This is a genomic window from Bacillus cereus group sp. MYBK5-2 (genome assembly GCF_051915685.1).
Taxonomy (GTDB): domain Bacteria; phylum Bacillota; class Bacilli; order Bacillales; family Bacillaceae_G; genus Bacillus_A; species Bacillus_A cereus.
Genome location: NZ_JBQAFE010000010.1, coordinates 36,641 through 59,807, shown reverse-complemented (window position 1 = coordinate 59,807; position 23,167 = coordinate 36,641). Strand labels below are relative to the sequence as shown.

The following is a 23,167-nucleotide window of genomic DNA, read 5'->3' as shown; positions in this document are numbered from 1 at the left end:
AGATGGAAGGGGGATAAATGTGAGGATTTTGCTTATTGGCAGAAATATGGCTTTTATAAATAGTATTTCAAACTTATCTATTAATCATGAGGTGTATGTTATTGAATCACCCGATGTTTTAAAAAAACTAAAACCATATAATAATAATGTTATTAAAGAAATTATCGAAGTCGATTATATGAATTGCCCAAACTTACTTGAAAAAATTACGAACATTATTGAAAAGGTAAAATTTGATGGTGTAATACCTGGATTTGAATATGCTGTACGTGCAGCATATTCAGTTGCTAATGGTTTGAATTTACCTAACATAGGATTAATCGGAAGTTCAATTTTTACTAATAAACTTCTTTTGAGGGACTTTTGCAAAAAAAATAAAATTTCCTCTCCTAATTATAAGAAAATTTCAGAAAAGGAGGAATTAATTGATTTTTTTAAAGGACGACCAATTATTTTTAAACCAACTAACAGACAGGGATCAATTGGAGTAAAAAAGATTTCAAGAAAAGAAGAAATTGATGACGTTTTTGAACAATCTTTCACATACAGACCAGAAAAGTTATTATCTGATAGTAATTTTTATTGGGAGTATATCGCAGAAGATTTTATACCAGGATATGAGATTAGTGTTGAATACCTTGTCAAAGATGGAAAAGTACTGTTTATTAATTATACTAAACAAACAAAGTTAGAAGAGTTTATTGAAATTGCGCATGAGATACCTGCAAATATTAATAATAGTATCTGTGAAAAAATCAATGAGGAAATGCACAAAATAATAGATGTTGCAAAAGTTGGCACTACAGTTTTACATGCAGAATGGAAAATTAATAAAGAGCAACCATATTTAATAGAGTGTGCCGCAAGAATTCCAGGAGACTTTATTTCGAATGGGATATCTGAGGCTTATGGGTTTAATTTTAGACAAGAATATATTAATTTAATGTGTAATAAGCCGATAGACATAAAAAAAGATAATTCGAATGTTTCTTTTATTCAATACTTTTTACCGGAGAAATTTGGTAGCTTAGTAAAAATAGAAAATCTAAATTTATTTGAATTTTACCCTCAAAATATTGTTAACTGGGAATTAAATGTTGCATTGGGAGATGAAATTAAACCGTTTCAATGTAGTTGGGACAGAATAGGTTATTATATTTTAAAGGCAGAGAATTATGAGGAAGTACAAAAGATCGTCAATGAAATAAATTCGAATGTTAAATTTATAGTAAAAACAGCTAGTAAGCAATTAACTTTATGAATTTATATTAATTTTGAGTCGGTTAATATATATAACGGCAAGTTTTAAGATTTTCATGTTTTGAATTTCAATTTTAGATAGACTAAACAAGAAAAAGAATAAATTTATTGATATGAAACTTGAATTATCTACACCATTGAATTGAGCCTATTTAGACTAATAGTTTAAAAGTGTAACTTATTGATTAGTGGCTTTTTTTATACTAGCCTAAGCAACCATTTAGGTGTAAAAGCTTAAGAACATTTTTGCTATCACCAAATAAAAAGGAGAAAATAAGCTTATAACAGTATAAAAAGGCGGCTCTTTAATTCAAATGCGAATTTGAGTTGTCTTTTTTTACATTATTTTAATAGTTTTAAGAAAATCAGATCATTTCCTTTATATTACTAGGTTGCTTTTTTAGGATATAATCGTTAAAAAGTAAAATTCTCTTAACAAATATAGTTTGCAGGGATTAATGATTTAATTTATCAAGTTATCTTCTATGTTCCTGAGGAGGAAACACGCCCCTCTTTGATGAAAATATGTTTAATAGCAGAAAATTTAATATTTACATTTAAAGAAACATAAATTATTTGGGGTGTGAAATATGGGAATTATAAAAAAACAGATAACTCTTAATGATATAGATATATTAAGAGAACCACTAGATAAGTTACACGAACACCATAACAGTCAATCAAAATATTTTTCTGGAGATTATCCGAGAATCACTTTTGAAGAACGTATTGAAGAGTATAAAAAAATATCAAGAGGTGGAGAGTTTAGAATTGAATTATTAATTGAGTCAAGAGGGCTCAGCATAATTGGGTTTTGTATTTCATATAGAAAAAATAAAAATGGTAAGATTGATGTTCTATTTATTGATGAGAAATATCAAAGAAATGGATTGGGTATAAAGTTAATGAATAGTGCAATAGAATGGTTTAAAAAAATGAATATTAACGAAATAGAATTATTAGTTGTATATGGGAATGAAGTAGATTCATTTTATCAAAAATTTGGATTTAATCCTCGTTCTATAATTATGACTGCCAAATTATAATACAGAGAATGTTTTTATTTATCCATAAAAGGAGAGAGTTGATGTAAAAGCATCATGGTAATTGTATATAACTCCAAATCTCTGACATAAAAATATATAATTGTGTTATTTAAAGGTTAAATTAGATTTTATAGTCGTATAAATAAGGGCTTGGAGAATGTATCATGTAGAAGATTACTTATATAACAACAAGGAAAAATTTAATGTTGAAAAAGGAGATAAATAAAATGCAATCTACTACAATTAAACCTAACTCATTCAAGAAGAAAAAACCGCTCCTTGTCTCTCGTGATACAAAACCTGAAAACACCATTATAAATATTAATGGTGAAAAATTTGGTAATGGGATACCTTGTTTTATTATGGGACCCTGTGCCGTTGAAAATTATAATCAAGTGAAATTAGTAGCTGAAAATATGGTGAAGAAGGGATTAACACTTATACGTGGAGGTGCATATAAACCTCGTACTTCACCTTATGATTTCCAGGGATTAGGACTTGAAGGCTTAAAAATATTAAAAACTATTGGACAAGAATTTAACCTCAGTATAATTAGTGAAATTTTAAGTGTTAAACATCTAGAACCGGCATTAGATTACATTGATGTTATTCAAGTTGGTTCTAGGAACATGCATAATTTTGAGTTATTGAAAGCTGTAGGAAAAACCAACAAGCCAGTCTTATTAAAACGGGGCTTAAGTGCAACTATTGAAGAATTTAAGTATGCTGCGGAGTACATTTTATCGCAAGGAAACGATAGCGTTATTCTGTGCGAACGAGGCATCAGGACTTATGAGAAAGCTACCCGCAATACACTTGATATTACAGCGGTACCTATTTTAAAACAAGAAACACATCTACCAGTTATTGTAGATGTAACCCATTCAACAGGTAGAATAGATTTGCTTGCACCTGCTGCAAAAGCTGCAATAGCAATAGGTGCAGATGGAATTATGGCTGAAGTACATCCAGATCCATCAAATGCATTATCGGATTCTAAACAACAAATGGACTTTAATCAATTTGGAGAATTTATGAGTGAAGTTCAATCTTTTGTTAATGTACTTACAGATAAAAATAAAATATTAGTATAAATTATAAAACTAAAATACAAGATCATTATAGTAATCTTTTACAATACCAATATGGTATTGTAAAAGGGTATTCAATAGGAAAATAACGTATATAGTACTATATACGTTATTTTGAGAATGTTTAGAAACAGCTGTAAGAGATGGAACGAGTAGCGATTGCCGTTATGGACAGGAACGTACGCAAACATTAGAGCCAGGGGAACTTTCTCTTCGTGATCTTGGTTATTTTTCTATTTATGATTTAGAAAAAATTGCGGATCGAAAAGCATTTTATGTGTCACGTATTCGCTGGAATACACAAGTCTATCAAAAAGAGAAAGGAGGAAAATGGACTCTTCTCGATTTAGAAAAATTGACGAAAGATCTATCTGAAGGACAAATATTAGAATTACCAGAAATCTATATAGGACTTCACCAAAAACATAAAACACGCCTTGTCATATATCGTCTAACACAAACTGAGTGGGCGAAACGTTTGGAACATCACAAGAGAGCGAAAAAGAAGATGCCGAAATATGCAAGTCGTATCAACCTTCTTATTACGAACGTATCTAGTAAACACCTTCCGCACAATGAAGTGTATGAACTTTATTCTTTACGGTGACAAATTGAAATTATATTTAAAACATGGAAGCCTATTTTTAAAATTCATGAAGTGAAACCTGTGAAACTGGAACGATTTCAATGTCATTTATATGGGCAATTAATTGGTTTGTGTTTGGTAGTTAGCATTACATATCGAATGAGAAGACTTATATGGAAAAAAACAAAAAGAGGTTAGTGAGTATAAGTGTCGTACACCGTACGATATCCTTAGTATCATTCAAAAATGTACGAAAAGACTTTACAAAGCCATATAAAAAATACGAAATCTAGAGAGTTTTATTTGAGTATGTCCAAAACCGCATTCCTCAACTCCCTATTGTAAAAAAATGAGTCCGATGCCAAAAGGCATCGGACTCATTTTTTAAACTTGATGGCTATAGTCGTCTTGGGCAGCTTATTGTATTTTTGTCTTAGCTTTTTTGGGGGATTTGACATGAAGTTATACCGTATTAAGTAAAGATGAACTGTTTATGTTGAATTCTCATCAAGCTTTTTATAAAAAATGTGCATTAGTACACAAGATTGATTCTATTTTCAAACAATCTTTTTTCAAAGTATAAAGGATTCTCCTTTAATACAAACACTTTTTTAGTATGATTTGAATCAAGTTATATTTATAAGCAAAACCTCCACCTTCATATCTATATACCCCACTTTAAAGCTAATTTGTTTTTTATCATTTTAAGTATAAATATTCCCTGTATCATCTCCTACTTTCTTAGTTTTGGTAGAAGAAATTTATATACTTAAAGTAAAGGGCTTATTATCAATAAAGGGGGAGGATAATTTGGAGGTATTTAACTCAGCTGCTCCTGCACAAACAAATAGTGAAGAGTTACCATTCGATATTTCCTGGATGACTGATTGGATTGTAGACTGGTTTGGTTCTTTGTTTAATGGCGGCAGTGATGTAATAAAAGATGGGGGAGATAAAATAGATGGTGCAGTCCATGCGAGTGTGCCTGCATTCTTTGATGTTATTTTCCTTATTCTTTCTGTAGTAATCTTAATATCATTACTAGTTTTTGGAGCTTCTTTATGGTTTAAACATATAAAGTGGAAAAAAAGATCTATATATTTTGGAGTAGGGTCCTTCATTCTCATACTACTAATAAGGATTTTACCGGTGTTAATGCTGACAACACGTTCTTTTGACTTTCAAACTTTTATGAGTAATATGGTGGGTTTAATCACTTCTATAATTTTAGGGACAGCTGTATTAATGTTTTTAATATCCCTAGCACTAGGTATGCTTTATAAGAAATTTGAACATCCGAAATATGGGAAATGGAGTTCGAGTTTGAGATATAGTTCAATTTTTATATTTGTAATGACATTGATAGTACCCGCCTTGTTGCGCCATTTATAATCTATGTTTATCTAGGGGAAGGAGGGAATAGTGCAGGTAATTTCTATTGTTTTTCGATGTAATTATACTAGCACTTGTTCTCCTCTAATTTTCTGAATTAAGTCTTAGACATTAAAAAGAATTTTGTTGTACGGAGTTTTGGCAAAGGGGGAGAGGTACTAGTGACTACTTTTGTTGTCATGGTGAGTATATTCTTAATTCTGTTCGTAATTGGTCCTAAAGCGACTAAGAAAAAAGAAGAAAGAGATAAAATTGAAAAAGAACATAAAGAGAAAATGGAGGCTTTAGAGGAAGAAAAAATTGACTTGGACATTAATGGTACTAAAGTACGGTTACACAAGAAGCCTAAGTTAAAGAACAGCATCTATAGGATAAAGAGTGATCGGTAGCCAAAATTGAATTGCATTTAAGGGAGAATACAGTGATGGCAACAAAAAATTAAATCTAGTTTTATTTAACTACTAAGGGGGATTACTAATGTTTAATAGAACTAAAGAAGTACCAAAATATCAACAAATACATTCAGGAGTATATAAGTTTGAATTACCTTATGTTACAGGGCTATTTATGTCCACGGAATCAAATGAAGATAAGGTACGGGAAATACAACGATTTCCTGTAGAAGTGTATGTTCTTAATGATAAAGACATAGCAAGAGATATAAGCGCAAGATTTGTGATGTATGGTAATGGTAGTCGATCAGTAGGAGATCGTTATGCTCAATTGGCAACAATATTGAGAAGAGCTTATTTTACAGCACTATTTATTCCGGATGTTCCCCAAAAAATAAAATGGATTGAATACCGTGATTCTAAAAATACAGTACTGAATAAAGAAGAAATATTAGAAGTTGAATTAAAATGGGATGAAAAATCGGCATCTTATAGCTTTGTAGGAAATAGCTTCCTCGATAGTATATTTGACTGAAATATCAAATGGAGAAATTTTCATGAGGCAAAATCAAAATAGTTTCAATGGAAAATGTTCGAAATTTTTTAACCCCGCTTATATTTTATCTAAGCGGGGTTATGTTTTATGAATAATTTAATTACAGTCTATATTTTTATTTATCCGTACATATGCAATGTTCTCAACTAATTGAAAGTCTTTTTCTATTAATTGGGTAATAAATTCATTCGAATTGTTTTGCTTATCAATTTCCTTTAATAATACAAAATCACCTAATTTATTACTTTCCTCAAATGGTAGGAGCCTGTTTTCAAGTATAACGTTTAGGATACCTAATTCGATGTTAGAAAATGTTTGCTGCTTTGTTAATTTATCTGCTAGATGAAATGCAATTAATTGTTGAAACTTTCTAATTTCATAAGAGCGATTATAATACGTATATCTATTTGCATGTTCGTTAAGTACATGCAATAGATGATCAAATTCCATAGAAGATAAGGCGGAAATATCTTCAACTGGGAGTTTAGGTTTCTTTTTTCTTCCGAATGGTACTTTGATACGATTCATTTTTACACTTCCTTATTAGTATTTATCTCTTCCCACTCACTTTTTTCTAAGTAAATCATTTTAATTTGACGTCTAAGTAATTGGGAAATGGTTTTAGTAACTATGGAATCATTTAATGGATTATATAAAGTCTCAACTTGTTGGGGATTTTCCATTACGAATATAATATGGTGCTTTGATCCAGTGGCATGAACTATTTCTCCTAAACTATTTGCGATTAAAGGATTATCTTTCTTTATATGAGCGATACAGTTGGGTAGGAATGTTTCTAATAATTTGCTTGTTTCCCAAGTGATTTCTGGTAAAACAATATCTTTTGCAGTTTCCTTAGCTTTAGTGTCGCGATAAATTTGAATATTTCTGCGTCTTTGATTAGCAGTTGGTTCTTCTTTTTGTTTTTCTAATTCGTCTAAACGCTGATTGAATGCTGCAATGGTATCAAGTAAACTTTGTAACAATGTTTGATTAAGCTCACTGGAATCTACATTTTCATTATTTTTGATATTCGGTTGGATCGTTGATATTTCCTGCTCCAGCTGAAGTATCTTAACTAATGCAATTTCAATTAGTGTCGCTGCATTTACAGAGCTTTTTATTTTATACTGTACCGTTGTAAGCTCTTCAAGAATACTTGGAATCTTTGATAATGGTATTCGCTCAGCAAGATTTATAAAAGCATTATTATAAATGGCCACTTTAAACATGTCAGTTTTTTGAGATAGATTGAATATCATGAGGTCTCTGTAGTAACCAATTAAATCGCTTAAAAAGAAATCCGCTTGTTTTCTCTCTAGGATAGTTTGCAAGGAATCCAAAGTGCTGGTTAAATCTTTCTCAGTCATATAATGTATTAGTTTTTCAATATCCTGAATTGCTACCTTACCAACGACTGTTGCAACATGCTCAATTGTTACATTATTTGTTGCGTATGCGATTACTTGGTCCATTATGCTAAGAGCATTTCTTAAACCGCCTTCAGCTAATTGGGATATTAAATGTAATGCTTCGTCTGTAATATGAATCCCTTGATCATGGGAAATGAATTTTAACCTGTCAATCATTGCTTGAAGAGGTATATTTCGAAATTCGAATTGTTGGCATCTAGAAATGATAGTTTTAGGAACTTTTTGTGGATCTGTTGTAGCCAGTATGAAAATAACGTGTGCTGGTGGCTCTTCTAATGTCTTTAATAGAGCATTAAATGCTGAATTTGAAAGCATATGCACTTCATCGATAATATACACTTTATATTTCCCTGTAACCGGTGCTAAATGTACCTGATCTCGTATCTGCCGTATTTCTTCTACTCCATTATTGCTTGCAGCATCAAATTCTAGAATGTCCGCGAATTTATTATTATTAATATCACTCCAGTTGGCGCACTTTTGACAAGGCTCACCATTACTTAATGGAGCTAAGCAGTTAACACCTTTTCCAATTATTTTGGCCACAGTTGTTTTACCAGTACCTCGTGGTCCAGAGAGTAGGTAGGCATGAGCTACTTTTTCTAGTTTAATCGCATTCATGATGGTCGTTTTAATATGATCTTGCCCCACTAAATCATTAAAGCTATTTGGTCTATACGCACGGTATAGTGCAACATAATGACTCATTAATATTCCTCCCATAAATAACAAATTTTATTAAATGGCAATTCTTTTAAATGCAAAAAAGCAGCCAAATGAGTAGAGTTACTGTTCACATTTTCATGTGTTAACTCAACCCAAAGGGCTGCTTTTAATTTAAAGAAGAAAAAACAAAAAGTAAAAAAATATAAGAATATTATAACTCTTGGTTTGGTAAAAAGGAAGATTAAAAACTTAATGAATCGATTTGACACTCATAATTCCACATATTACTATTTAGAGGAGTTATCAGAAAATTCTATTGTGGAGGGGATTAAAAATGGGTGAATTAGTTTCGATTACAAAAAACGACGGAAAAGAATCAATAGATTTATTTAAACATTACAGTGAGTGTTTTGAGGAAGGAGATTCTATAGGTCAAGATAAAATATCTGATGAATTATTTACAAAAGTGAAAGAGGCTGTTTCTCAGTATTGGCTAGAATCTACGGAATCATTATCTGATGTTGTTGATTTGTACATTATTATTTCTTTAATAGAAAGTGATTCACCGAAACACAAGAAAATAGTTACACGTTTTTTCAATGACTGTAAAATTTTCTTAACAGCGAAGGAAAAGAAACAGGGTAAAAGAGGGAAAATCGATCGCTTGTTAAAAGAATATAGTAAACCACAAATGAAAGAAAGACTTCAAAAGAATTTAAAAGTCGCTGGTGAAATTGAGATAGCTCAATTACAAGCAGCATATGATCAAACAGATAATCAACAGAAGAAAATTAAAGATGTACAAGAAGTAATTGAGAAGTACGGAATGCATTTCACAATTTTTATCACTGCTTATATAAAAACTCAAGGAACAGATGATATGCATGATTTGTACTTAGAAGCTGCTTCATTCAGATACATTAACATTCTTGCAGAATTAGCAATATTTCATCAGGAGAGATATCCTAGTCAAGAAAAGGCTGAAGAGATTTCATTTAAAGAGGAGTGGAATAAACTTCAAAGTAAGTTAAACGAGTATGAAAAAAAGCTTAATAAACAAGAAAAAATGTTAAATAAATACAAAATGGAAAATGAATATTTGAAAAAACAAAAAATCTCATCAGATGCTAAGGCATCAAGAGTTGTTAAACAAACAGAGAGGTCAGTAAATGAATTGATGACTGAGTTGGCAACTGAGGAGGAAATCAAGTCAGAACAACATAAAATAGAAATAGAGTATTTAAATAAAACGATTGAACAAATGGCTCAAGAAATCATCCAATTGCAGAAAGAAGAAGAGCCGGAAGGAGATGTGCATAAGAATGATTTGGCAGGCAAGAAAGTGGCTGTAATTGGTGGAAATAAAGAAAGATACTATAGAGAGTGCGTTGAAAAATGCAATGCAGAAATTATATTTGTAGCAGAAGATCAGCATCGTAAGATAGATAGTGCAGTTAAAAAAGCTGATGTAGTCTTTTATCTAACAGAATTATTGAGTCATATATATCATGAATTAATTATTCCCGCCGCAGCTCGTTATAACACCCCTATCCGTTTTGTAAATAGTAAAGGTATTACAGCTTTTGAAAGCGCGTTAAAAAGATATGCTAATGAGTAAATTTAATGAAGGTTCGAGGAAGAAAACTGTTTTAGAAATTAAGTATTAAATTTGGTTATGTAACATGAAATATATAGATGCATTTAATGTTATAATATGTAATGAATTAAAGAGTACGTATATTTTTGACTAATAATAGTTGAGGGGAAATTTATTTGCAAACTCAATCAATGACTTATAATTTAAGTGAAATTAAAGAACGTATTAAAGATGAAATGTGGATTGTGCATCCGGAATATCGAAGAGGAGAAGTATGGAATTATTCAAAAAAGGCGCAATTAATTGATACTATTTTAAGGGGATGGTACATCCCACCTATTATTTTAATTAAGTCATATAGAGAGTACTCATTAGAGGTTCTTGATGGCTTTCAGAGATTAAATGTTATTTTGGATTTTCTTTCAGATAAACTTAGAATTGATGGGAATATAAGTCCACATAGTGAAGAAGTAATGGAGTTTGATGGATTAACATTTGAAGAACTTCCTCATTGGCAGCAGATGAGGATTTTGAATTACCACATTGGTATTATAATAATTGATGGATTTAAATCTGATGAACCATCTGAATTATTTAATCGATTGCACAACTCTTCAAGGATGTCACCTGCAGAGAAGCGTGATAATTTGTATGGACCTGTAAGGAAACAGGTTAAAGAGTTGGTAGAAGCTTTTGATATTTATGGACTAAATGAGAATACTATTGGATTTTCCAATGTGAAAATGACTTATGATGATATAGTCATTAGAATGTGTATCTATATAGAAGAAGGAACTTTTAATGTTAATTTGAATGCAAATATACTAAATGAAAGATATCGTTCTGATTTAGTATTCAAAGATAAAACATATAAAAAGATGGTAAATATAATAAGAATTATGGGGGGAATTATGGGGGGAATTATTGAGAATTACCCTTCCAGGAAAATTAAACTAACTAAAGCTTCGTTACTTAGTTGGTTATGCTTTTTGGCCTCTTTAGAAAGTAATATAAATCTCGATGAATTGGAAGCCATTTCTGATTTTATCTATGAATTTGAGGAACTTCGTTTGTTTTTAAAAAAGAAAGAAGAAAATAATATACTTACTAACCTGGATATTAACTTACTAAAATTGTTTAAACAAAAAAATAGTCTTAATGCATCTGGTACGAAATCAATTTTAACTAGAGATATTATTATTTGGTTCTTTTTCTACTCGTTTTTAAGGAACAACGGTTCTATTAATAATTATATGCATATAAAAAATATCCATTTAATTGAAGGCTTTATTAAATGGATTGAATTTGAGGCAGTTTATTATCAGGAAGATGTTTATTCTGCTGTAGATGATTTTATTATGGAAATAAATTGGGGTGTAATTGAGTGAGAACAGCTGCAACGGGAGATCATTGGAGAGCGGTATATAAACAAAGATATGGTACAAGTTTAAATAAGTTGGAGTTTAAAGATATCATAGGGCTTGAAAATAATAGTTTAGAATTTAATGGAGGAATTACAGCAATTTGCGGAGCAAACGGAGTGGGGAAAACTACCATATTAGCAGCATTATATGGTCTGCTTAATCCTGATGAGGTGCAAAATTCTAAATTCCATCTGGGAAGATTACAAGGATCACAAATTAGTGGTGACATAAATCATAGGGGTAAAAATGTTGAAAGAAAGCTTCAAGTTGATGGCGAATCTTTAAATGTACAAGAGGATGGTATTGAATTTCCATGTGTATGGATTGATTCATCAATTCATAGCCCTCAGCAACAAGAATTTTATACAAATATTTCCGAAATACAACGCACACTAGATACTATAGATCCCTTAGAAAGTGAAAAGGCAGAATTAAGGTTACTTTCTAGTATAGTAGGAAAGACCTATTTATCAACGTTAAGTTATGATATGGAAGAATTAGGTTATCGAGTACCGTACTTTAAAGTTAGCCTGTCTGATGACATTTCTTATGGATCTGAAGCGATGGGATTGGGTGAACTATCTGTACATTATATAATGTGGCAATTAAAAAGGTTAGAAAGAAATTCTATACTTTTACTTGAAGAGCCAGAGACTTATTTGTCTGTAAAAGCTCAGATACAATTACTTAATGTTTTAGCTAAGTATAGTGAGGAAAAAAGAATGTGGATTATTCTTACAACTCATTCTCCTTCAATCTTGAGTAGAATACCACCAAAGCATGTTAGATTCGTTTCGAAAACACGAGAGAAAGTTAAAATTACTACTCCAACTTCTCAAATGCAGTATCTACCTTCATTAGGAATTCAACCTAAAACAGTTGGTATATTATTAGTGGAAGATAGAGCAGCTAGGGAATTTGTGAGGGTGTGGATTAATAGATTTGCACCACATTTAATACATGAATACTTAGTAATTGATGTCCCTGGTGGTGTTTCAAAAATTGAGACGTTAATTGAAACATTTCCTCAACTTACACGTTTTAAAATTTTAGCATTGTTAGATGGAGATCAAAGGGATATATTCAATGGTTTTTCAGGTAAAAGAGTTAAAAAGAAATTATTTAACTGGCCTTATATGTTTCTTCCTGGAGAAAGTTCTCCAGAAGAGATGTTTAAACAAATTGCATATGATTTCATACCGCAATTAGCGGAATCGTTAAAAAAATCTGAAGAGGAAGTACATATTGCCTTTTCTATAGTGGAAGGGGAAGATCATCACGACTGGTTTGAGAATCTACATAGTCATTTAGGAATTGGTTACGAGCAATTGATGAAAGAATTATTTAATTTATGGATAGATGATTCTCAGCGTTTAGAAGATGCTCAAAGAGAATTTGATAAGCTTTTAAAAATATTAGGTTTAAATTAAGAACCTAAAAAATAAATTAAGGTGTACTATTTAAGGTTGAAAGTGTGAGTTTGGTGCTATAAAATACGAAGGTATATTGATCATTAATATAGCCTTGTAGATTTATTTACCTACTTACACTTCGTATTAGTTAGTGGAATGAAAAATTCAAACATCTCCAAATAGACTAACTACACTTGAAAATCGTCTGAATTTTTGTTATTATTTAGGCGATAATTTTTTATTTTGCTTAAACAAATACACAAGACCTTTCGGGTTATAAGAATTATTGTAAGCCTCTTACAATAGCACTTATTTCTTCGAAAGGTCTTTTTGTGTTAATAAAAATTAAGGAGTGGTAATGATGACAATAATTATATCTTGGAATGAAGTAATGCAAAAGCAACATATCGTAGGGACAATACTGAAAAATGGATTAGTAAATAATAAGGTTAATCATGCGTATCTATTTAATGGGGAAGCAGGTACTTTAAAAAAAGAGACAGCTTTATTATTTATTAAAAGCCTATTTTGCTTAGAAAATTCAGGGAGAATACCATGTAATGATTGCCGAAATTGTAATCGCATAAATAACAACATTCATCCTGACGTAGTTATTATTTCACCAGAAGAGGGTGGGAGTATTAAGAAGGAGCAAATTCATCAATTACACAAGGAGATCTCATACACATCTACTGAACTCTCAAGAAAGATTTATCTTATTGATCGAGTTGAAATGCTAACAACTAGTGCTGCAAATAGTTTATTAAAATTTTTAGAAGAACCAGATGGAAATACAACGGCCATTCTTGTTACAGAAAATATACAAAAGGTTATTGGTACGATTCAATCTAGATGCCAAATTTTAAACTTTCTAGATACACCTATGGGAGAATACGAAGAAGAATTATCTGCAGCAAATCTTTCTCAGGATATAGTAAAGCTTTTAACTCGTATGACAAATAATATAGATAAGGCTATGTCACTAGCAAAAGAGCAGTGGTTTATAGATCTACATTCGCAAGTAGCCTGCTTGATGAAGAATTTGATGGAACCTGCAGTCTATATAGAAATAATAAAGTTATTAAAATTAATAGATTCAAAAGAAAAAGAGCCAATTCTATTTAAATTTATAAACATATGGTTTAAGGATGTACTTTATGCTTTAACGAAAAAGAAGGATTTTATATCTTTTCAAAGTCAAATCAATATTTTAGAGATACATGCTGAAAAACTAGGTGTAAAAGGAATTGCTGATGCAATAGAGCTTTTAGAAAAAGGTTATATAAGAAGACAAGCGAATGTTTCGTTAAATCTTGTTCTGCAAGAAATGTTCATTAAGTTGCAAAAAAATGTATATATGGTTGCTTTGTAAGGGGGGAAATCTATGTGGATAGAACAGTTAAAAAGGATAATGGAAAGAAACCCACATATGAAATCAGACGCTTCATACACGGCTCTAGGCTATTCTAAGAAAGGATTTGGGGCATGTGGACACTGGGAAAAGTGTTCTTTAGGCAAAGGAGATTGCTATTTAGAACAGGTGGATCCTGAAGTACCATTGTATTGCGCTTGTTAACAGCGGAATCATGCAGATTGTAATACACAAAATGTCTTATCTAAATCATGTACCGAAGAATTAATGGAAGAAAAAGAAATGCAAAAAATCCTTAAAAAAACAAGTGGAATAGGTACTGTTGCTACGCGTGATGGTATTATCCATACATTATATGATCGTGGATATTTAGTTAATAAGAATAATAAGGTACTTTTATTAGAGAAGGGCCGGATGTTAATGGATGCACTTGGTGACAAGATGATTGTGTGTTCACCTGAATTAACGGCAAAATGGGAAAATGTTTTAGAGGCAATCTCAGATGGTCGAATTGATTATAAGCAATTTATAGGTAAGGCTGAAAAATTAGTAGTGAAGCTATTAAATGATATTGAACAAATCTCTAAATCATGGAATTTAGATTCTTCAATTAAAAAAATTGAAGAGGCTAAAAGGAAAGAGGAGGAGAAGAAGTTACTAGGTTCGTGTTTAAAGTGCGGTAGTCAAGTAGTTCTAAAAAAAGGTTTTTATGGCTGCACAGGATATAGTACGACAGGTTGTGATTTTCAAATTAAGGAGAAGATATTAGGAAAGAAAATATCTAGTGCACAAGTGAAAAAATTATTGAAAGATGGAAAAACAAACACGATTAAAGGATTTAAGAAAGGGGAGGACCTTTTCGATGCTGTGTTGTCATATAACATAGCAGCTAATAAGTTAGAGTTTAAAAAGCCTGAAATTAAAGAAAAGGTGGAAAAGAAGGAAAGAACCATTCAAATTTCAATTTTTAATCAAAAGTAAAACATTGAATCTGTTTTCATTGACGGAAGAAATGAGGTTTTAAAGTGGGGAAAGCATTATTTAATGTAATTGGAATAACACTGGGATTCTGTGTATTTATTACTGCGTGTTCAAAATCAGATACTATGCCTTCTAAATCTAATGAACCAAAAAGTGAAGTAGTTGAAAAGGAAATCAGCAAGAAAGAAATTAAAAAAGAGGATACCAAGACATATGAGTCGTTATTTGCTACTAATGCCCCGTTAATGATTCAAGAAGGACCAGGTAAATACGCAAAGGAAAGAGCACTATCATCAGAAGAAATGAATGAACTTAATCAGGAATTGATGAAATTACCAAAAGATTTAAGTGCAGAACAAATATATGTACAATTACTAAATTTACAGGCGCAAAGTTATAAAGAAGCTGTAAGTAAACTGGAGGGAATAATTCCTGAATTAGCGATTAAAGAACAAAATAATGACAATGTACATTCTATAAAACCAAAAGCTAAATCCCTGAATGTGGAGATCTTACTTGATGCAAGCGGGAGTATGGCTGGTAAAGTTAATGGTGAAGTTAAAATGGAAGCAGCTAAGAAAGCTATTTACAACTATCTTGATAAGATTCCGGACAATGCCAATGTAATGTAAGGGTATATGGACATAAAGGAAGTAATAATGAAAATGATAAAAGTTTATCCTGTGGATCTTCCGAGGTAATGTATCCATTACAGCCTTATAATAAGGAGCAATTCAATGCTGCTTTATCTAAATTTGATCCAAAGGGTTGGACGCCGTTAGCATCCGCTATAGAGTCTATAAATGATGATTTTAAAGAGTATACCGGAGAAGAAAACCTAAACGTAGTATATATTGTGAGTGATGGAGAAGAGACTTGTGGAGGAGACCCAGTTAATGCTGCCAAAAATCTCAACCAATCTAGTACTCATGCAGTTGTAAATATCATTGGATTTGATGTGAAAAATAGCGAACAACAGCAATTAAAGAATACTGCAGAAGCAGGAAAAGGGAATTACGCGACAGTAAGTAGCGCTGATGAATTACACCAAACTCTTAATAAGGAGTATGAAAAACTATATAAAGAATGGGAAAATTGGAAGATTGATCAATACTTCAGTCTGAATACGCAGTGGGCAGATTTATTTATGAATATTAAAAGGGCGCATATGGAGATTAATGATGTAATTAATAAAGAGCATTATAACTTAAAGAATAATATTTCTTACTTAAGTGAGAAAGAAATAATTGATAACCATAAAAAGCTCAGTCTTGAAAAACTTATTAAGCTTCGTTTTGATACACTAACTAGTTATTATAATGATAGGGAAAAGGAGTTAATAAATCTTATAACTGAAAATGAAAAGAAAATGAAACAACAATTGGATCAATCCAAACCATAATGGAAAGATGTTAAAATATAACTGGTTGATAATTTATTAGGGGGAATAATATTATGAAAGCAACTGGAATCGTACGAAAAGTTGATGAGTTAGGCAGGGTTGTAATACCAAAAGAACTCAGAGATACGCTAGGCATAGGGATTAAATCACCATTAGAAATTTATGTTGATAATGAAAATATAATTTTAAAAAGATATTCGCCTTATAATGCTTGCCAAATTACTGGAGAGGTATCTGCAAAAAATATAACTTTAGCAGATGGTAAAATTACTTTAAGTCCTACTGGAGCTAAAAATTTAGCTGAAGAATTAGAAAAATTTTTAGTAAAATAAGTTTAATATCCTAAGGGTTTCATTTGCAGTAAGTACTATCTGTAAAAATGGATTGTATACTAGGACAGAATGGTATCTTAAAAGATTGTGTGAATTTCTCATAATCAAGACCTAAAATGAATTGGCTTAGATAAATTAAAGGACATTACATATTAAATATGTAATGTCCTTTCTTATGTACCTAAAGTACACATTACTTTAGGTACATTTATTCATAATTCTCTTCTTTTAAACAAATTTCGATGAATGCAAAAATATTCTTTGCCTCGATAGCACGCTTTCCCCAGTCATGGTAATAGTATAAAACCTGTCCTGTTAACCCAACTTCAGATGGATCTGTATCAATGCAAAGGTAATCTCCGCCACCATTTTCTGCAATTGGAATCCACTTAGAATTCCAAAGAGCTGGTTTAAGCTCTTTTTCAATATCTGGCTCTAAATCATCATCCGGATCGAATTCTTCCTGTAAAAATTCCCAATTTGATATAATTTCAGAAATGGGAGACAGGGTCAAATTTCTTACAAATGGATTCACCCCTGGTTCCCAAATTTGTCCGTTATACACTCTGTAAAAGTTCTTCATTTCTTCAGGGAGTGTAAGCCCTAGTGTATCCTCAATAAGTTGGAAATCTTCATCACTTGCACCTGGCTGAAGATTTAACGATTCTTTAAAGTTACTTTCAGAATTTGAACCTCTTTCGATAATCCGTTGCCACAACCATTCAGCTTGATTTATCATGCCATTTATATGCCCCTTTTCGATGTTTGAATAATTAGTATTTTTATAGTGTTCAAGGGTATTTTAACATAAGTTATCCAATATATGTATAATTCGATTGGGTTATATCAAGATATTAATATTTTTGTATAGGGATAATAAAGATGTTTAAAAAATAAAAAAGTTCTTATTTTTGTTGTTAAATAAGGATTAAAGATAATTTTTTAATCGTGCTTTATTGCAATACTACAAAACAATCAAAATACCTCTTAATAATCATCAATTTATATATTTTACTTATTTAATTTATGTTATGGTTTCATATGTTAATTAAAATGCTTTTAAAAAGGAGTATACATTATGGAATCAAAGAAGCTAATATGTTTAGTGCTTCCTATCATGCTATTAGGGGCAGGTTGTGAAGCAGGAAAAGACTATTCTAAATCTAACAAGGGTAAAGAAGTCATGGAAGAACTAGATGCTAATAACGCTAGTTATGGTGAAGAATTGGATGCTTTAGGTGATGCTTTAAGTGATTCTGAAGATATACTAAACTACCTTTCCGAATCTGATGATTTGGTATTACATAAAGAAGAGTACAGAGAAGCACTTTATGACTTAGAGAGCATAGCTATAGAAATTGCAGACCTAAAGCCTGATAAAGAGTTTAAGGAACTACATAAAGATATAATTAAGTATATGGAAAAGTATCGAGAAGGTATAAACATACAACTTAAAAGAATAAACCCAAAAGATATGGATTTTCTTGATGGGCGATTAAAAATGAGTACTGCTATGATAGGATATAAACAGACAATTTATAAAATGGCTAAACAATACGAAGAAGAAACGAAATAAGTATCAAACTAGGAGTATTGCAAATGGGTAAAGTAGTTATTAGGATGGCTTCTCTTTATTGAATAAATCCTTTTTTAAAGTGGGGAGATTATACTAGATATAAAAAAGAAACGAAAGGGGATTATAATTTGCAAACATATACATGGAATCTTGGTGATGTATCACTAACATTTCACAACGGTACTATGGTTCCATTTCAAAAAGGGGAGCTTGCTACTACGACTCGTGACATGATGTATTTTTATTACGATGTTCTTCTACAAGTGCGTCAGGAAACGCGTCGTATCTTGGTTCGTAATCATCCAACAGCGCATTATATTACGGACGCGATTCATGCGATAATCCATCACCCAACAAAGACAGAAGGCTATTTGTTAGAACATACAAGAAGTATTCCTGATTATTTCCGTAAAGGCTGGTATCATCAAATGGAAATTGCTGATTTATTCTGGCGAGATATGTTTATTCGTCTTGAAAAGTATCAGTATGAGGTAAAGAAATCATATGAAGACACGGTAACAGAAACTACAGAATATAAAATAACCATTGGTTCCATACCAACTGATTCAGAATCCAATAGTAATTTTGTTTGGTATATTAATGGGGTAACGCAGGAGAAATTAGAAGAACTTGCAACAATCGTTCAGAATTTTACAGAGGATATCATTCAGCTATACAATCACGGCGTAGAAAAGGAAATAAGATAACATAAGAATAGAGGGGAAGTTTTGATTTTGTTTTTTTCAAAACTTGCTCTCTATTCTTGTTTTAATATAAAGGTCACTTGTAATAACTTGACCAAACTCTTTTTTACATCTACATGAGAGTATTTTCGTTATAGGACTGTTTACGTCTAAAATAACGTTGTTTAATAAATGAAATAAATGACATTGAATTATATTTCTTTTCAATATGTGACAGGATACTTAGATAATTATCTATTTCATTGTTATAGCTTTCATTTTGTTTACTTAGAAATGTGAAACATAGCTCAGATATTTTACTTTCAGTATTTATACAGAACTTTTGAAAATCATTTTGCTCTATTTTTAGATTAAAGAAACCGTTTTTTACGATAAATCCAACTTTAGTATAAAAACCTATTAGATACTTTTCATCGAAGGCCGTACTAATCATTCCATTAAAGCGGAGTTCATAACCAGGATAGCTCAAATATGTCCATCTGTATATGGAGTATACCATAGCAGTACCAACGCCATTTCCTATAGGGGTTGCATCTAAACTTGTAATAGTAATTTCAATTTTTTTTTCAGAATGCTCTTTATGAATACGACATGAAGCAGTTCCAACCCTGGAATTATTCACAATGTCGCGGAATTCCATGTCGAAGGAGATATGGTCAAAATCACATCGTTCTGTAATGCTAGTAAATGAACATTTTAATTTCTGGCCATTGGTAGTCATAATGATCGGAAGTGTAGTTAACATAGAAGAAATTACACCCTTTCTAAATAATAGTTAATCCCGCGATTTGTGATTAGTGAAACGCCTAGCATAAAATTGGGCGAAGTAAAGAAGTTAGGCGGGAGATTAGCTGCTAGTAAAAGTTTAATGGATTCAGTTGAATATATGATCTTAACAGGCATATAAATCAAATTTAATATAATAAAAAAAGAGCCATGTATGAGGTATGGCCCTTAATAAGTATTAAAATGTTTCTCCGTGTTCTCTCATTACGTAATGGATAGAGCTATCTTGTACTTTTGGTGCAAATGTTTCCCCGTGTTCAGCATTTTGTATTGTGTTGTTTGAAGTAAAACCAAAAACGGCTACTAATCCTAGAGTGATACCTAAAACTTGAATTACTTTCTTCATTATTTTAGTGCCTCCTTTTTACGTAGTTTTTCTTCGGCTTCGTGTGACTTAAAGAAATATTGGTTTGCTTTATCTTGCTGGTTAGATGAGTAGAATTTTAAAGCCAATTGTTTCGAATAGTCATGAACGAACCCTAATAAACCTTCTTGTTCAAAGTACTGAATTCCTTCTGAGATTGTATTTTCGGACTTTTCTGTAGATTCTTTTGAGTTTAGTGCGCTTAATATTGAGAAGTGGTGTTTATATTCCGTGTTATTGATACGATTACATGCTTCTAACCCAGTTTCAATAAATTTTAATGACTCTTCTGTATTTCCAAGTTTGTAATTTTCTCTAGCAATAAGGAAAATAGCTTTATAACTCTTTTCTGGAGTATCGATAGCTGTTGTTAAGTTTCGTATAGCTGCTTCTGAAAGATCCTGTTCAGCATATAGAAAACCTAAATTATGTCTAATTTTAAGACCTAACATGGTATTGTGTTTTTTTGTAACGATATCTAAAGCCTTAATAAAATATTCTTCCGCATATTCATATTGTTTAAGTGATGTACATGTTAATCCAAGGATATTATTACAAGCTGCTATATTAAGATCATATCCTGTTTCAGGTTCGTAGAATTTTAAAGCGCGGTTTGCATATTTAACTGCTTCTAAAGGGTGCCTTACCTGATAGTAAAATGCTGCTGCTTTATAATAGAATTCAGCTTTCTCAATCTCATCAGGGATATTTGCGATTAACTGTTTGGCTTTATCGAAATATTCACCAGCCTTTTTATATTCTCCAATTTCTGTATTATGAATTGCTTTAAAGAAGTTATAGTAGTAATTCAAAAGTTCTTCACTTGGTTTATTAAAATCTTCAATTTTTTCAAGCGATTTTTTAGAGCCTTCATAATCCTTGTTAAGCATATTATGTCTAAACTCTAATAAAGAGTAGTATAAAAGCACGTTTTGGTTTTCTTCAATTTTATCAATCTTATTTTTTATTTCTCCAAATAAATTAGTTGATTGTTCATGATCAAGTTCGCGAATAGAGTCATGCCAGTTACTTAAAAGCTCTGTAATTTCACTTAATGTTACTGTTGCTGCTCCCATATAAAACCCTCCTATTATATATTGTGCGATTTCTCATTATTGTATCAAAATTGTTAATATTTAGGTATCTAAAAAAATATTTCTCAACAATTTTCTATTGACTTCTTTGGAAAATAGTATTGTTTTCGGGTTTTTTAGACTGTAACATCTATAAATAAAATTAGAGCATTTTCATATAAAGATTATTAACCTTAGCAGAATGAAGAGCAGGGGGATTAAATATGACCTAGTTTTGAAATTTACGCCTGGTTCTTTTTTAGAATTGAGAATAGGTTTTTATTTTTTACTGTCACTTAGTTTCGTAGAATTATTTGTATATATTTAAAGGGAAGGACATGTTACCGATAGTAACCTGTTAGATAAAGAGTTATTTTTATTATTAAAGGGGGGATCTGTAGAAAAGTGAATCTAGTTTTGTATGCGATTCTCATGATAGTTATAGCAATAATGTTTAATCTAGGAATTCTGTTTTGGGGAAGAGTAAGGAGAAATTATAAACAGCAACATTTGCATAATACTAATCTTAAGAAAAGGGAGAAATGACATTTGTCTATTTTTGATAGATTATTATTTTTTTATGTTTTAAGCATGGTTGCTTTATTATTCTGTGATGTTTTAGGAATTAATGTGTTTTTTAGTTTTTCTACAATGATAATAAATATGGTTTGTTCATGTTGTCTATATATTCATTATGTGAAAAGAAGGAATAGAGAAGTCCATTATGTTATTTAAAAGTAACTGGTAGAAATTTGTGAACATACTTAGTAGTCAATTCTGAGAATATTAATTGTGGGGGAAAAAGATGAAATGGGGAATAGAAGCAATAAAAAGTTATGAATTAAATTGTAATGGTTTAGAACGTTTTACTTTTTTAGGGGAAGAATACCAAAGTACCAATTGGAGTTACTTATCCCTCTCTCATCTTCAAAATTTCCTGGAAACATCGGGTTTGGATAGAGATATGATTTTAGAACTGCTGCCAATTAATTTTAAAGGCATTGTATGGAATTCTCTCGAAAGCGAGGACCTGGAATTTCTAAATACTTTAACTAACCCTAATAGATGTTTGGAAATTTTAGATAGGTATAACTTAATGGATTCTGCAGCAGCTTATACACCAAGCATGGAATATAAACTGAGATGGTTAAAAGAGCGCTGGGTGAAAGGATATTATGTTTTCGCCAACTGTTAAGATAAGACTTGAATAATAGAAAGGAGGATACAATTGAGAGGCCCAACTCATGTAGCAGCAGGAGCAGCTTTCGCTTTAATTGCACATAATTATGCGGGAATTGGGGATGACCCATATTTATTAACGGCCACATCAATAATTGGAGCATTAATACCAGATATTTGTCATCAAGGATCTACTTTAGGAAGAAAAATACCTTTATTATCTTGGGGGATCAATAAAACTTTTGGTCACCGAACAATAACACATAGTCTAATCTTTTTGTTTGGTATAACGGCATTTCTTAAGTACCTAGTTCCCCAGTACCCCATAATATATATAGGAATGTTTATTGGAGTATTAAGTCATTTAGTGTTAGATGCCCTTACTCCAAGTGGGATTCAATTGCTTTATCCTTTGAAAATGAAAATAAGATTTCCGATATATACAAGAACAGGAAGTATGATTGAATATATATTTTTCTTTTCACTTATTGTAATTGACATAACTTTAATTGGAGGCTCTTTTTAAATTCACATGAAAAATAG

General features: G+C 31.2%; 25 protein-coding genes and 1 pseudogene. 20 read left to right on the top strand and 6 right to left on the bottom strand.

The window, feature by feature from the left end:
• The first annotated feature begins 19 nt into the window (after positions 1 to 19).
• The 7 genes and pseudogenes from ACTFP3_RS25055 to ACTFP3_RS25025 all read left to right on the top strand — a co-directional run bounded on the left by ACTFP3_RS25055 (position 20) and on the right by ACTFP3_RS25025 (position 6,302).
• Complete coding sequence (locus ACTFP3_RS25055; protein ID WP_259591425.1) at positions 20 to 1,261, top strand: ATP-grasp domain-containing protein; 1,242 nt, start codon at positions 20 to 22, stop codon at positions 1,259 to 1,261.
• Positions 1,262 to 1,850: 589 nt separating this feature from the next.
• Entirely contained in the window at positions 1,851 to 2,306 is a 456-nt protein-coding gene (locus tag ACTFP3_RS25050; protein ID WP_326036578.1) for a GNAT family N-acetyltransferase, read from the top strand.
• 227 nt (positions 2,307 to 2,533) lie between these two features.
• Positions 2,534 to 3,400: a bifunctional 3-deoxy-7-phosphoheptulonate synthase/chorismate mutase gene (locus ACTFP3_RS25045; protein ID WP_259591423.1), complete on the top strand. Its 867-nt coding sequence runs from the start codon at positions 2,534 to 2,536 to the stop codon at positions 3,398 to 3,400.
• Positions 3,401 to 3,590: 190 nt separating this feature from the next.
• A pseudogene (locus ACTFP3_RS25040) lies at positions 3,591 to 4,004 on the top strand (transposase); the annotation flags it as partial.
• Between the two features lie 771 nt (positions 4,005 to 4,775).
• A complete protein-coding gene (locus ACTFP3_RS25035; protein WP_326036609.1) occupies positions 4,776 to 5,375 on the top strand; it encodes a hypothetical protein in 600 nt (199 codons plus the stop codon).
• Positions 5,376 to 5,536: 161 nt separating this feature from the next.
• On the top strand, positions 5,537 to 5,764 hold the full coding sequence (locus ACTFP3_RS25030; RefSeq protein ID WP_064472587.1) for a hypothetical protein: 228 nt from the start codon (positions 5,537 to 5,539) through the stop codon (positions 5,762 to 5,764).
• An 88-nt stretch (positions 5,765 to 5,852) separates the two neighbouring features.
• The gene (locus tag ACTFP3_RS25025) at positions 5,853 to 6,302 is read left to right on the top strand and encodes a hypothetical protein (RefSeq protein ID WP_440011539.1); all 450 of its coding nucleotides are present in this window, start codon (positions 5,853 to 5,855) and stop codon (positions 6,300 to 6,302) included.
• A 117-nt stretch (positions 6,303 to 6,419) separates the two neighbouring features.
• Here the strand turns inward: ACTFP3_RS25025 and ACTFP3_RS25020 are convergent, their stop codons facing one another.
• Together ACTFP3_RS25020 and dnaX are read right to left on the bottom strand one after the other, a co-directional pair.
• A complete protein-coding gene (locus tag ACTFP3_RS25020) occupies positions 6,420 to 6,851 on the bottom strand; it encodes a hypothetical protein (RefSeq protein WP_326036580.1) in 432 nt (143 codons plus the stop codon).
• Between the two features lie 2 nt (positions 6,852 to 6,853).
• Positions 6,854 to 8,464 carry a DNA polymerase III subunit gamma/tau gene (dnaX, locus tag ACTFP3_RS25015; RefSeq protein WP_440011537.1) on the bottom strand — a complete coding sequence of 537 codons (1,611 nt, stop codon included), beginning with the start codon at positions 8,462 to 8,464 and terminating at the stop codon, positions 6,854 to 6,856.
• A 292-nt stretch (positions 8,465 to 8,756) separates the two neighbouring features.
• Between dnaX and ACTFP3_RS25010 the strand changes: the two genes are divergently transcribed.
• From ACTFP3_RS25010 to ACTFP3_RS24970, 9 genes are all read left to right on the top strand, one after another.
• Positions 8,757 to 10,040: a DUF2325 domain-containing protein gene (locus ACTFP3_RS25010; protein WP_440011534.1), complete on the top strand. Its 1,284-nt coding sequence runs from the start codon at positions 8,757 to 8,759 to the stop codon at positions 10,038 to 10,040.
• Positions 10,041 to 10,195: 155 nt separating this feature from the next.
• Positions 10,196 to 11,407 carry a DUF262 domain-containing protein gene (locus ACTFP3_RS25005; RefSeq protein WP_440011532.1) on the top strand — a complete coding sequence of 404 codons (1,212 nt, stop codon included), beginning with the start codon at positions 10,196 to 10,198 and terminating at the stop codon, positions 11,405 to 11,407.
• Positions 11,404 to 12,873 (top strand): ATP-dependent nuclease, encoded by a 1,470-nt coding sequence (locus ACTFP3_RS25000; protein ID WP_440011530.1) that lies wholly within the window; start codon positions 11,404 to 11,406, stop codon positions 12,871 to 12,873. The genes ACTFP3_RS25005 and ACTFP3_RS25000 overlap by 4 nt, the downstream gene beginning before the upstream one ends.
• A gap of 343 nt (positions 12,874 to 13,216) precedes the next feature.
• Positions 13,217 to 14,227, top strand: coding sequence for a DNA polymerase III subunit delta' (locus tag ACTFP3_RS24995; RefSeq protein ID WP_440011528.1), 1,011 nt, complete (start codon positions 13,217 to 13,219; stop codon positions 14,225 to 14,227).
• 12 nt (positions 14,228 to 14,239) lie between these two features.
• Positions 14,240 to 14,431: a hypothetical protein gene (locus ACTFP3_RS24990; protein WP_440011527.1), complete on the top strand. Its 192-nt coding sequence runs from the start codon at positions 14,240 to 14,242 to the stop codon at positions 14,429 to 14,431.
• A gap of 63 nt (positions 14,432 to 14,494) precedes the next feature.
• Entirely contained in the window at positions 14,495 to 15,208 is a 714-nt protein-coding gene (locus tag ACTFP3_RS24985) for a DNA topoisomerase (RefSeq protein WP_440011525.1), read from the top strand.
• A 44-nt stretch (positions 15,209 to 15,252) separates the two neighbouring features.
• On the top strand, positions 15,253 to 15,840 hold the full coding sequence (locus ACTFP3_RS24980; protein ID WP_440011524.1) for a hypothetical protein: 588 nt from the start codon (positions 15,253 to 15,255) through the stop codon (positions 15,838 to 15,840).
• Positions 15,841 to 15,908: 68 nt separating this feature from the next.
• Positions 15,909 to 16,610: a vWA domain-containing protein gene (locus tag ACTFP3_RS24975; RefSeq protein WP_440011522.1), complete on the top strand. Its 702-nt coding sequence runs from the start codon at positions 15,909 to 15,911 to the stop codon at positions 16,608 to 16,610.
• Between the two features lie 53 nt (positions 16,611 to 16,663).
• Positions 16,664 to 16,942 (top strand): AbrB/MazE/SpoVT family DNA-binding domain-containing protein, encoded by a 279-nt coding sequence (locus ACTFP3_RS24970; RefSeq protein ID WP_440011520.1) that lies wholly within the window; start codon positions 16,664 to 16,666, stop codon positions 16,940 to 16,942.
• 208 nt (positions 16,943 to 17,150) lie between these two features.
• Here ACTFP3_RS24970 and ACTFP3_RS24965 read toward each other — a convergent pair whose 3' ends face one another.
• Positions 17,151 to 17,681 carry an SMI1/KNR4 family protein gene (locus ACTFP3_RS24965; RefSeq protein WP_277493257.1) on the bottom strand — a complete coding sequence of 177 codons (531 nt, stop codon included), beginning with the start codon at positions 17,679 to 17,681 and terminating at the stop codon, positions 17,151 to 17,153.
• Between the two features lie 339 nt (positions 17,682 to 18,020).
• On the opposite strand from ACTFP3_RS24965, the gene ACTFP3_RS24960 reads away from it, so the two are divergent.
• Both ACTFP3_RS24960 and ACTFP3_RS24955 read left to right on the top strand, forming a co-directional pair.
• Positions 18,021 to 18,518, top strand: a complete 498-nt coding sequence (locus tag ACTFP3_RS24960) for a hypothetical protein (protein ID WP_440011518.1) — start codon at positions 18,021 to 18,023, stop codon at positions 18,516 to 18,518.
• 128 nt (positions 18,519 to 18,646) lie between these two features.
• On the top strand, positions 18,647 to 19,225 hold the full coding sequence (locus ACTFP3_RS24955; protein ID WP_440011516.1) for a hypothetical protein: 579 nt from the start codon (positions 18,647 to 18,649) through the stop codon (positions 19,223 to 19,225).
• Positions 19,226 to 19,334: 109 nt separating this feature from the next.
• On the opposite strand, the gene ACTFP3_RS24950 is transcribed toward ACTFP3_RS24955, so the two are convergent.
• The 3 genes from ACTFP3_RS24950 to ACTFP3_RS24940 form a co-directional block, all read right to left on the bottom strand.
• Positions 19,335 to 19,967, bottom strand: a complete 633-nt coding sequence (locus tag ACTFP3_RS24950; protein WP_440011514.1) for a GNAT family N-acetyltransferase — start codon at positions 19,965 to 19,967, stop codon at positions 19,335 to 19,337.
• 219 nt (positions 19,968 to 20,186) lie between these two features.
• Positions 20,187 to 20,354, bottom strand: coding sequence for a hypothetical protein (locus ACTFP3_RS24945; RefSeq protein WP_000755964.1), 168 nt, complete (start codon positions 20,352 to 20,354; stop codon positions 20,187 to 20,189).
• Positions 20,354 to 21,448, bottom strand: a complete 1,095-nt coding sequence (locus tag ACTFP3_RS24940) for a tetratricopeptide repeat protein (protein WP_440011512.1) — start codon at positions 21,446 to 21,448, stop codon at positions 20,354 to 20,356. The genes ACTFP3_RS24945 and ACTFP3_RS24940 overlap by 1 nt, the downstream gene beginning before the upstream one ends.
• Before the next feature lie 802 nt (positions 21,449 to 22,250).
• On the opposite strand from ACTFP3_RS24940, the gene ACTFP3_RS24935 reads away from it, so the two are divergent.
• Positions 22,251 to 22,640 (top strand): hypothetical protein, encoded by a 390-nt coding sequence (locus tag ACTFP3_RS24935; RefSeq protein ID WP_074651321.1) that lies wholly within the window; start codon positions 22,251 to 22,253, stop codon positions 22,638 to 22,640.
• A gap of 33 nt (positions 22,641 to 22,673) precedes the next feature.
• Positions 22,674 to 23,150: a metal-dependent hydrolase gene (locus ACTFP3_RS24930; protein ID WP_440011510.1), complete on the top strand. Its 477-nt coding sequence runs from the start codon at positions 22,674 to 22,676 to the stop codon at positions 23,148 to 23,150.
• Positions 23,151 to 23,167 lie beyond the last annotated feature (17 nt).

What these genes read in the sequence shown, in the direction of transcription:
- ACTFP3_RS25050 (WP_326036578.1), top strand. Translation starts at nt 1,851, where the DNA reads ATGGGAATTATAAAAAAACAGATAACTCTTAATGATATAGATATATTA.
- ACTFP3_RS25045 (WP_259591423.1), top strand. Translation starts at nt 2,534, where the DNA reads ATGCAATCTACTACAATTAAACCTAACTCATTCAAGAAGAAAAAACCG.
- ACTFP3_RS25025 (WP_440011539.1), top strand. Translation starts at nt 5,853, where the DNA reads ATGTTTAATAGAACTAAAGAAGTACCAAAATATCAACAAATACATTCA.
- ACTFP3_RS25020 (WP_326036580.1), bottom strand. Translation starts at nt 6,851, where the DNA reads ATGAATCGTATCAAAGTACCATTCGGAAGAAAAAAGAAACCTAAACTC.
- dnaX (WP_440011537.1), bottom strand. Translation starts at nt 8,464, where the DNA reads ATGAGTCATTATGTTGCACTATACCGTGCGTATAGACCAAATAGCTTT.
- ACTFP3_RS25010 (WP_440011534.1), top strand. Translation starts at nt 8,757, where the DNA reads ATGGGTGAATTAGTTTCGATTACAAAAAACGACGGAAAAGAATCAATA.
- ACTFP3_RS24995 (WP_440011528.1), top strand. Translation starts at nt 13,217, where the DNA reads ATGACAATAATTATATCTTGGAATGAAGTAATGCAAAAGCAACATATC.
- ACTFP3_RS24990 (WP_440011527.1), top strand. Translation starts at nt 14,240, where the DNA reads ATGTGGATAGAACAGTTAAAAAGGATAATGGAAAGAAACCCACATATG.
- ACTFP3_RS24985 (WP_440011525.1), top strand. Translation starts at nt 14,495, where the DNA reads ATGGAAGAAAAAGAAATGCAAAAAATCCTTAAAAAAACAAGTGGAATA.
- ACTFP3_RS24975 (WP_440011522.1), top strand. Translation starts at nt 15,909, where the DNA reads ATGTATCCATTACAGCCTTATAATAAGGAGCAATTCAATGCTGCTTTA.
- ACTFP3_RS24970 (WP_440011520.1), top strand. Translation starts at nt 16,664, where the DNA reads ATGAAAGCAACTGGAATCGTACGAAAAGTTGATGAGTTAGGCAGGGTT.
- ACTFP3_RS24965 (WP_277493257.1), bottom strand. Translation starts at nt 17,681, where the DNA reads ATGATAAATCAAGCTGAATGGTTGTGGCAACGGATTATCGAAAGAGGT.
- ACTFP3_RS24960 (WP_440011518.1), top strand. Translation starts at nt 18,021, where the DNA reads ATGGAATCAAAGAAGCTAATATGTTTAGTGCTTCCTATCATGCTATTA.
- ACTFP3_RS24950 (WP_440011514.1), bottom strand. Translation starts at nt 19,967, where the DNA reads ATGTTAACTACACTTCCGATCATTATGACTACCAATGGCCAGAAATTA.
- ACTFP3_RS24945 (WP_000755964.1), bottom strand. Translation starts at nt 20,354, where the DNA reads ATGAAGAAAGTAATTCAAGTTTTAGGTATCACTCTAGGATTAGTAGCC.
- ACTFP3_RS24940 (WP_440011512.1), bottom strand. Translation starts at nt 21,448, where the DNA reads ATGGGAGCAGCAACAGTAACATTAAGTGAAATTACAGAGCTTTTAAGT.
- ACTFP3_RS24935 (WP_074651321.1), top strand. Translation starts at nt 22,251, where the DNA reads ATGAAATGGGGAATAGAAGCAATAAAAAGTTATGAATTAAATTGTAAT.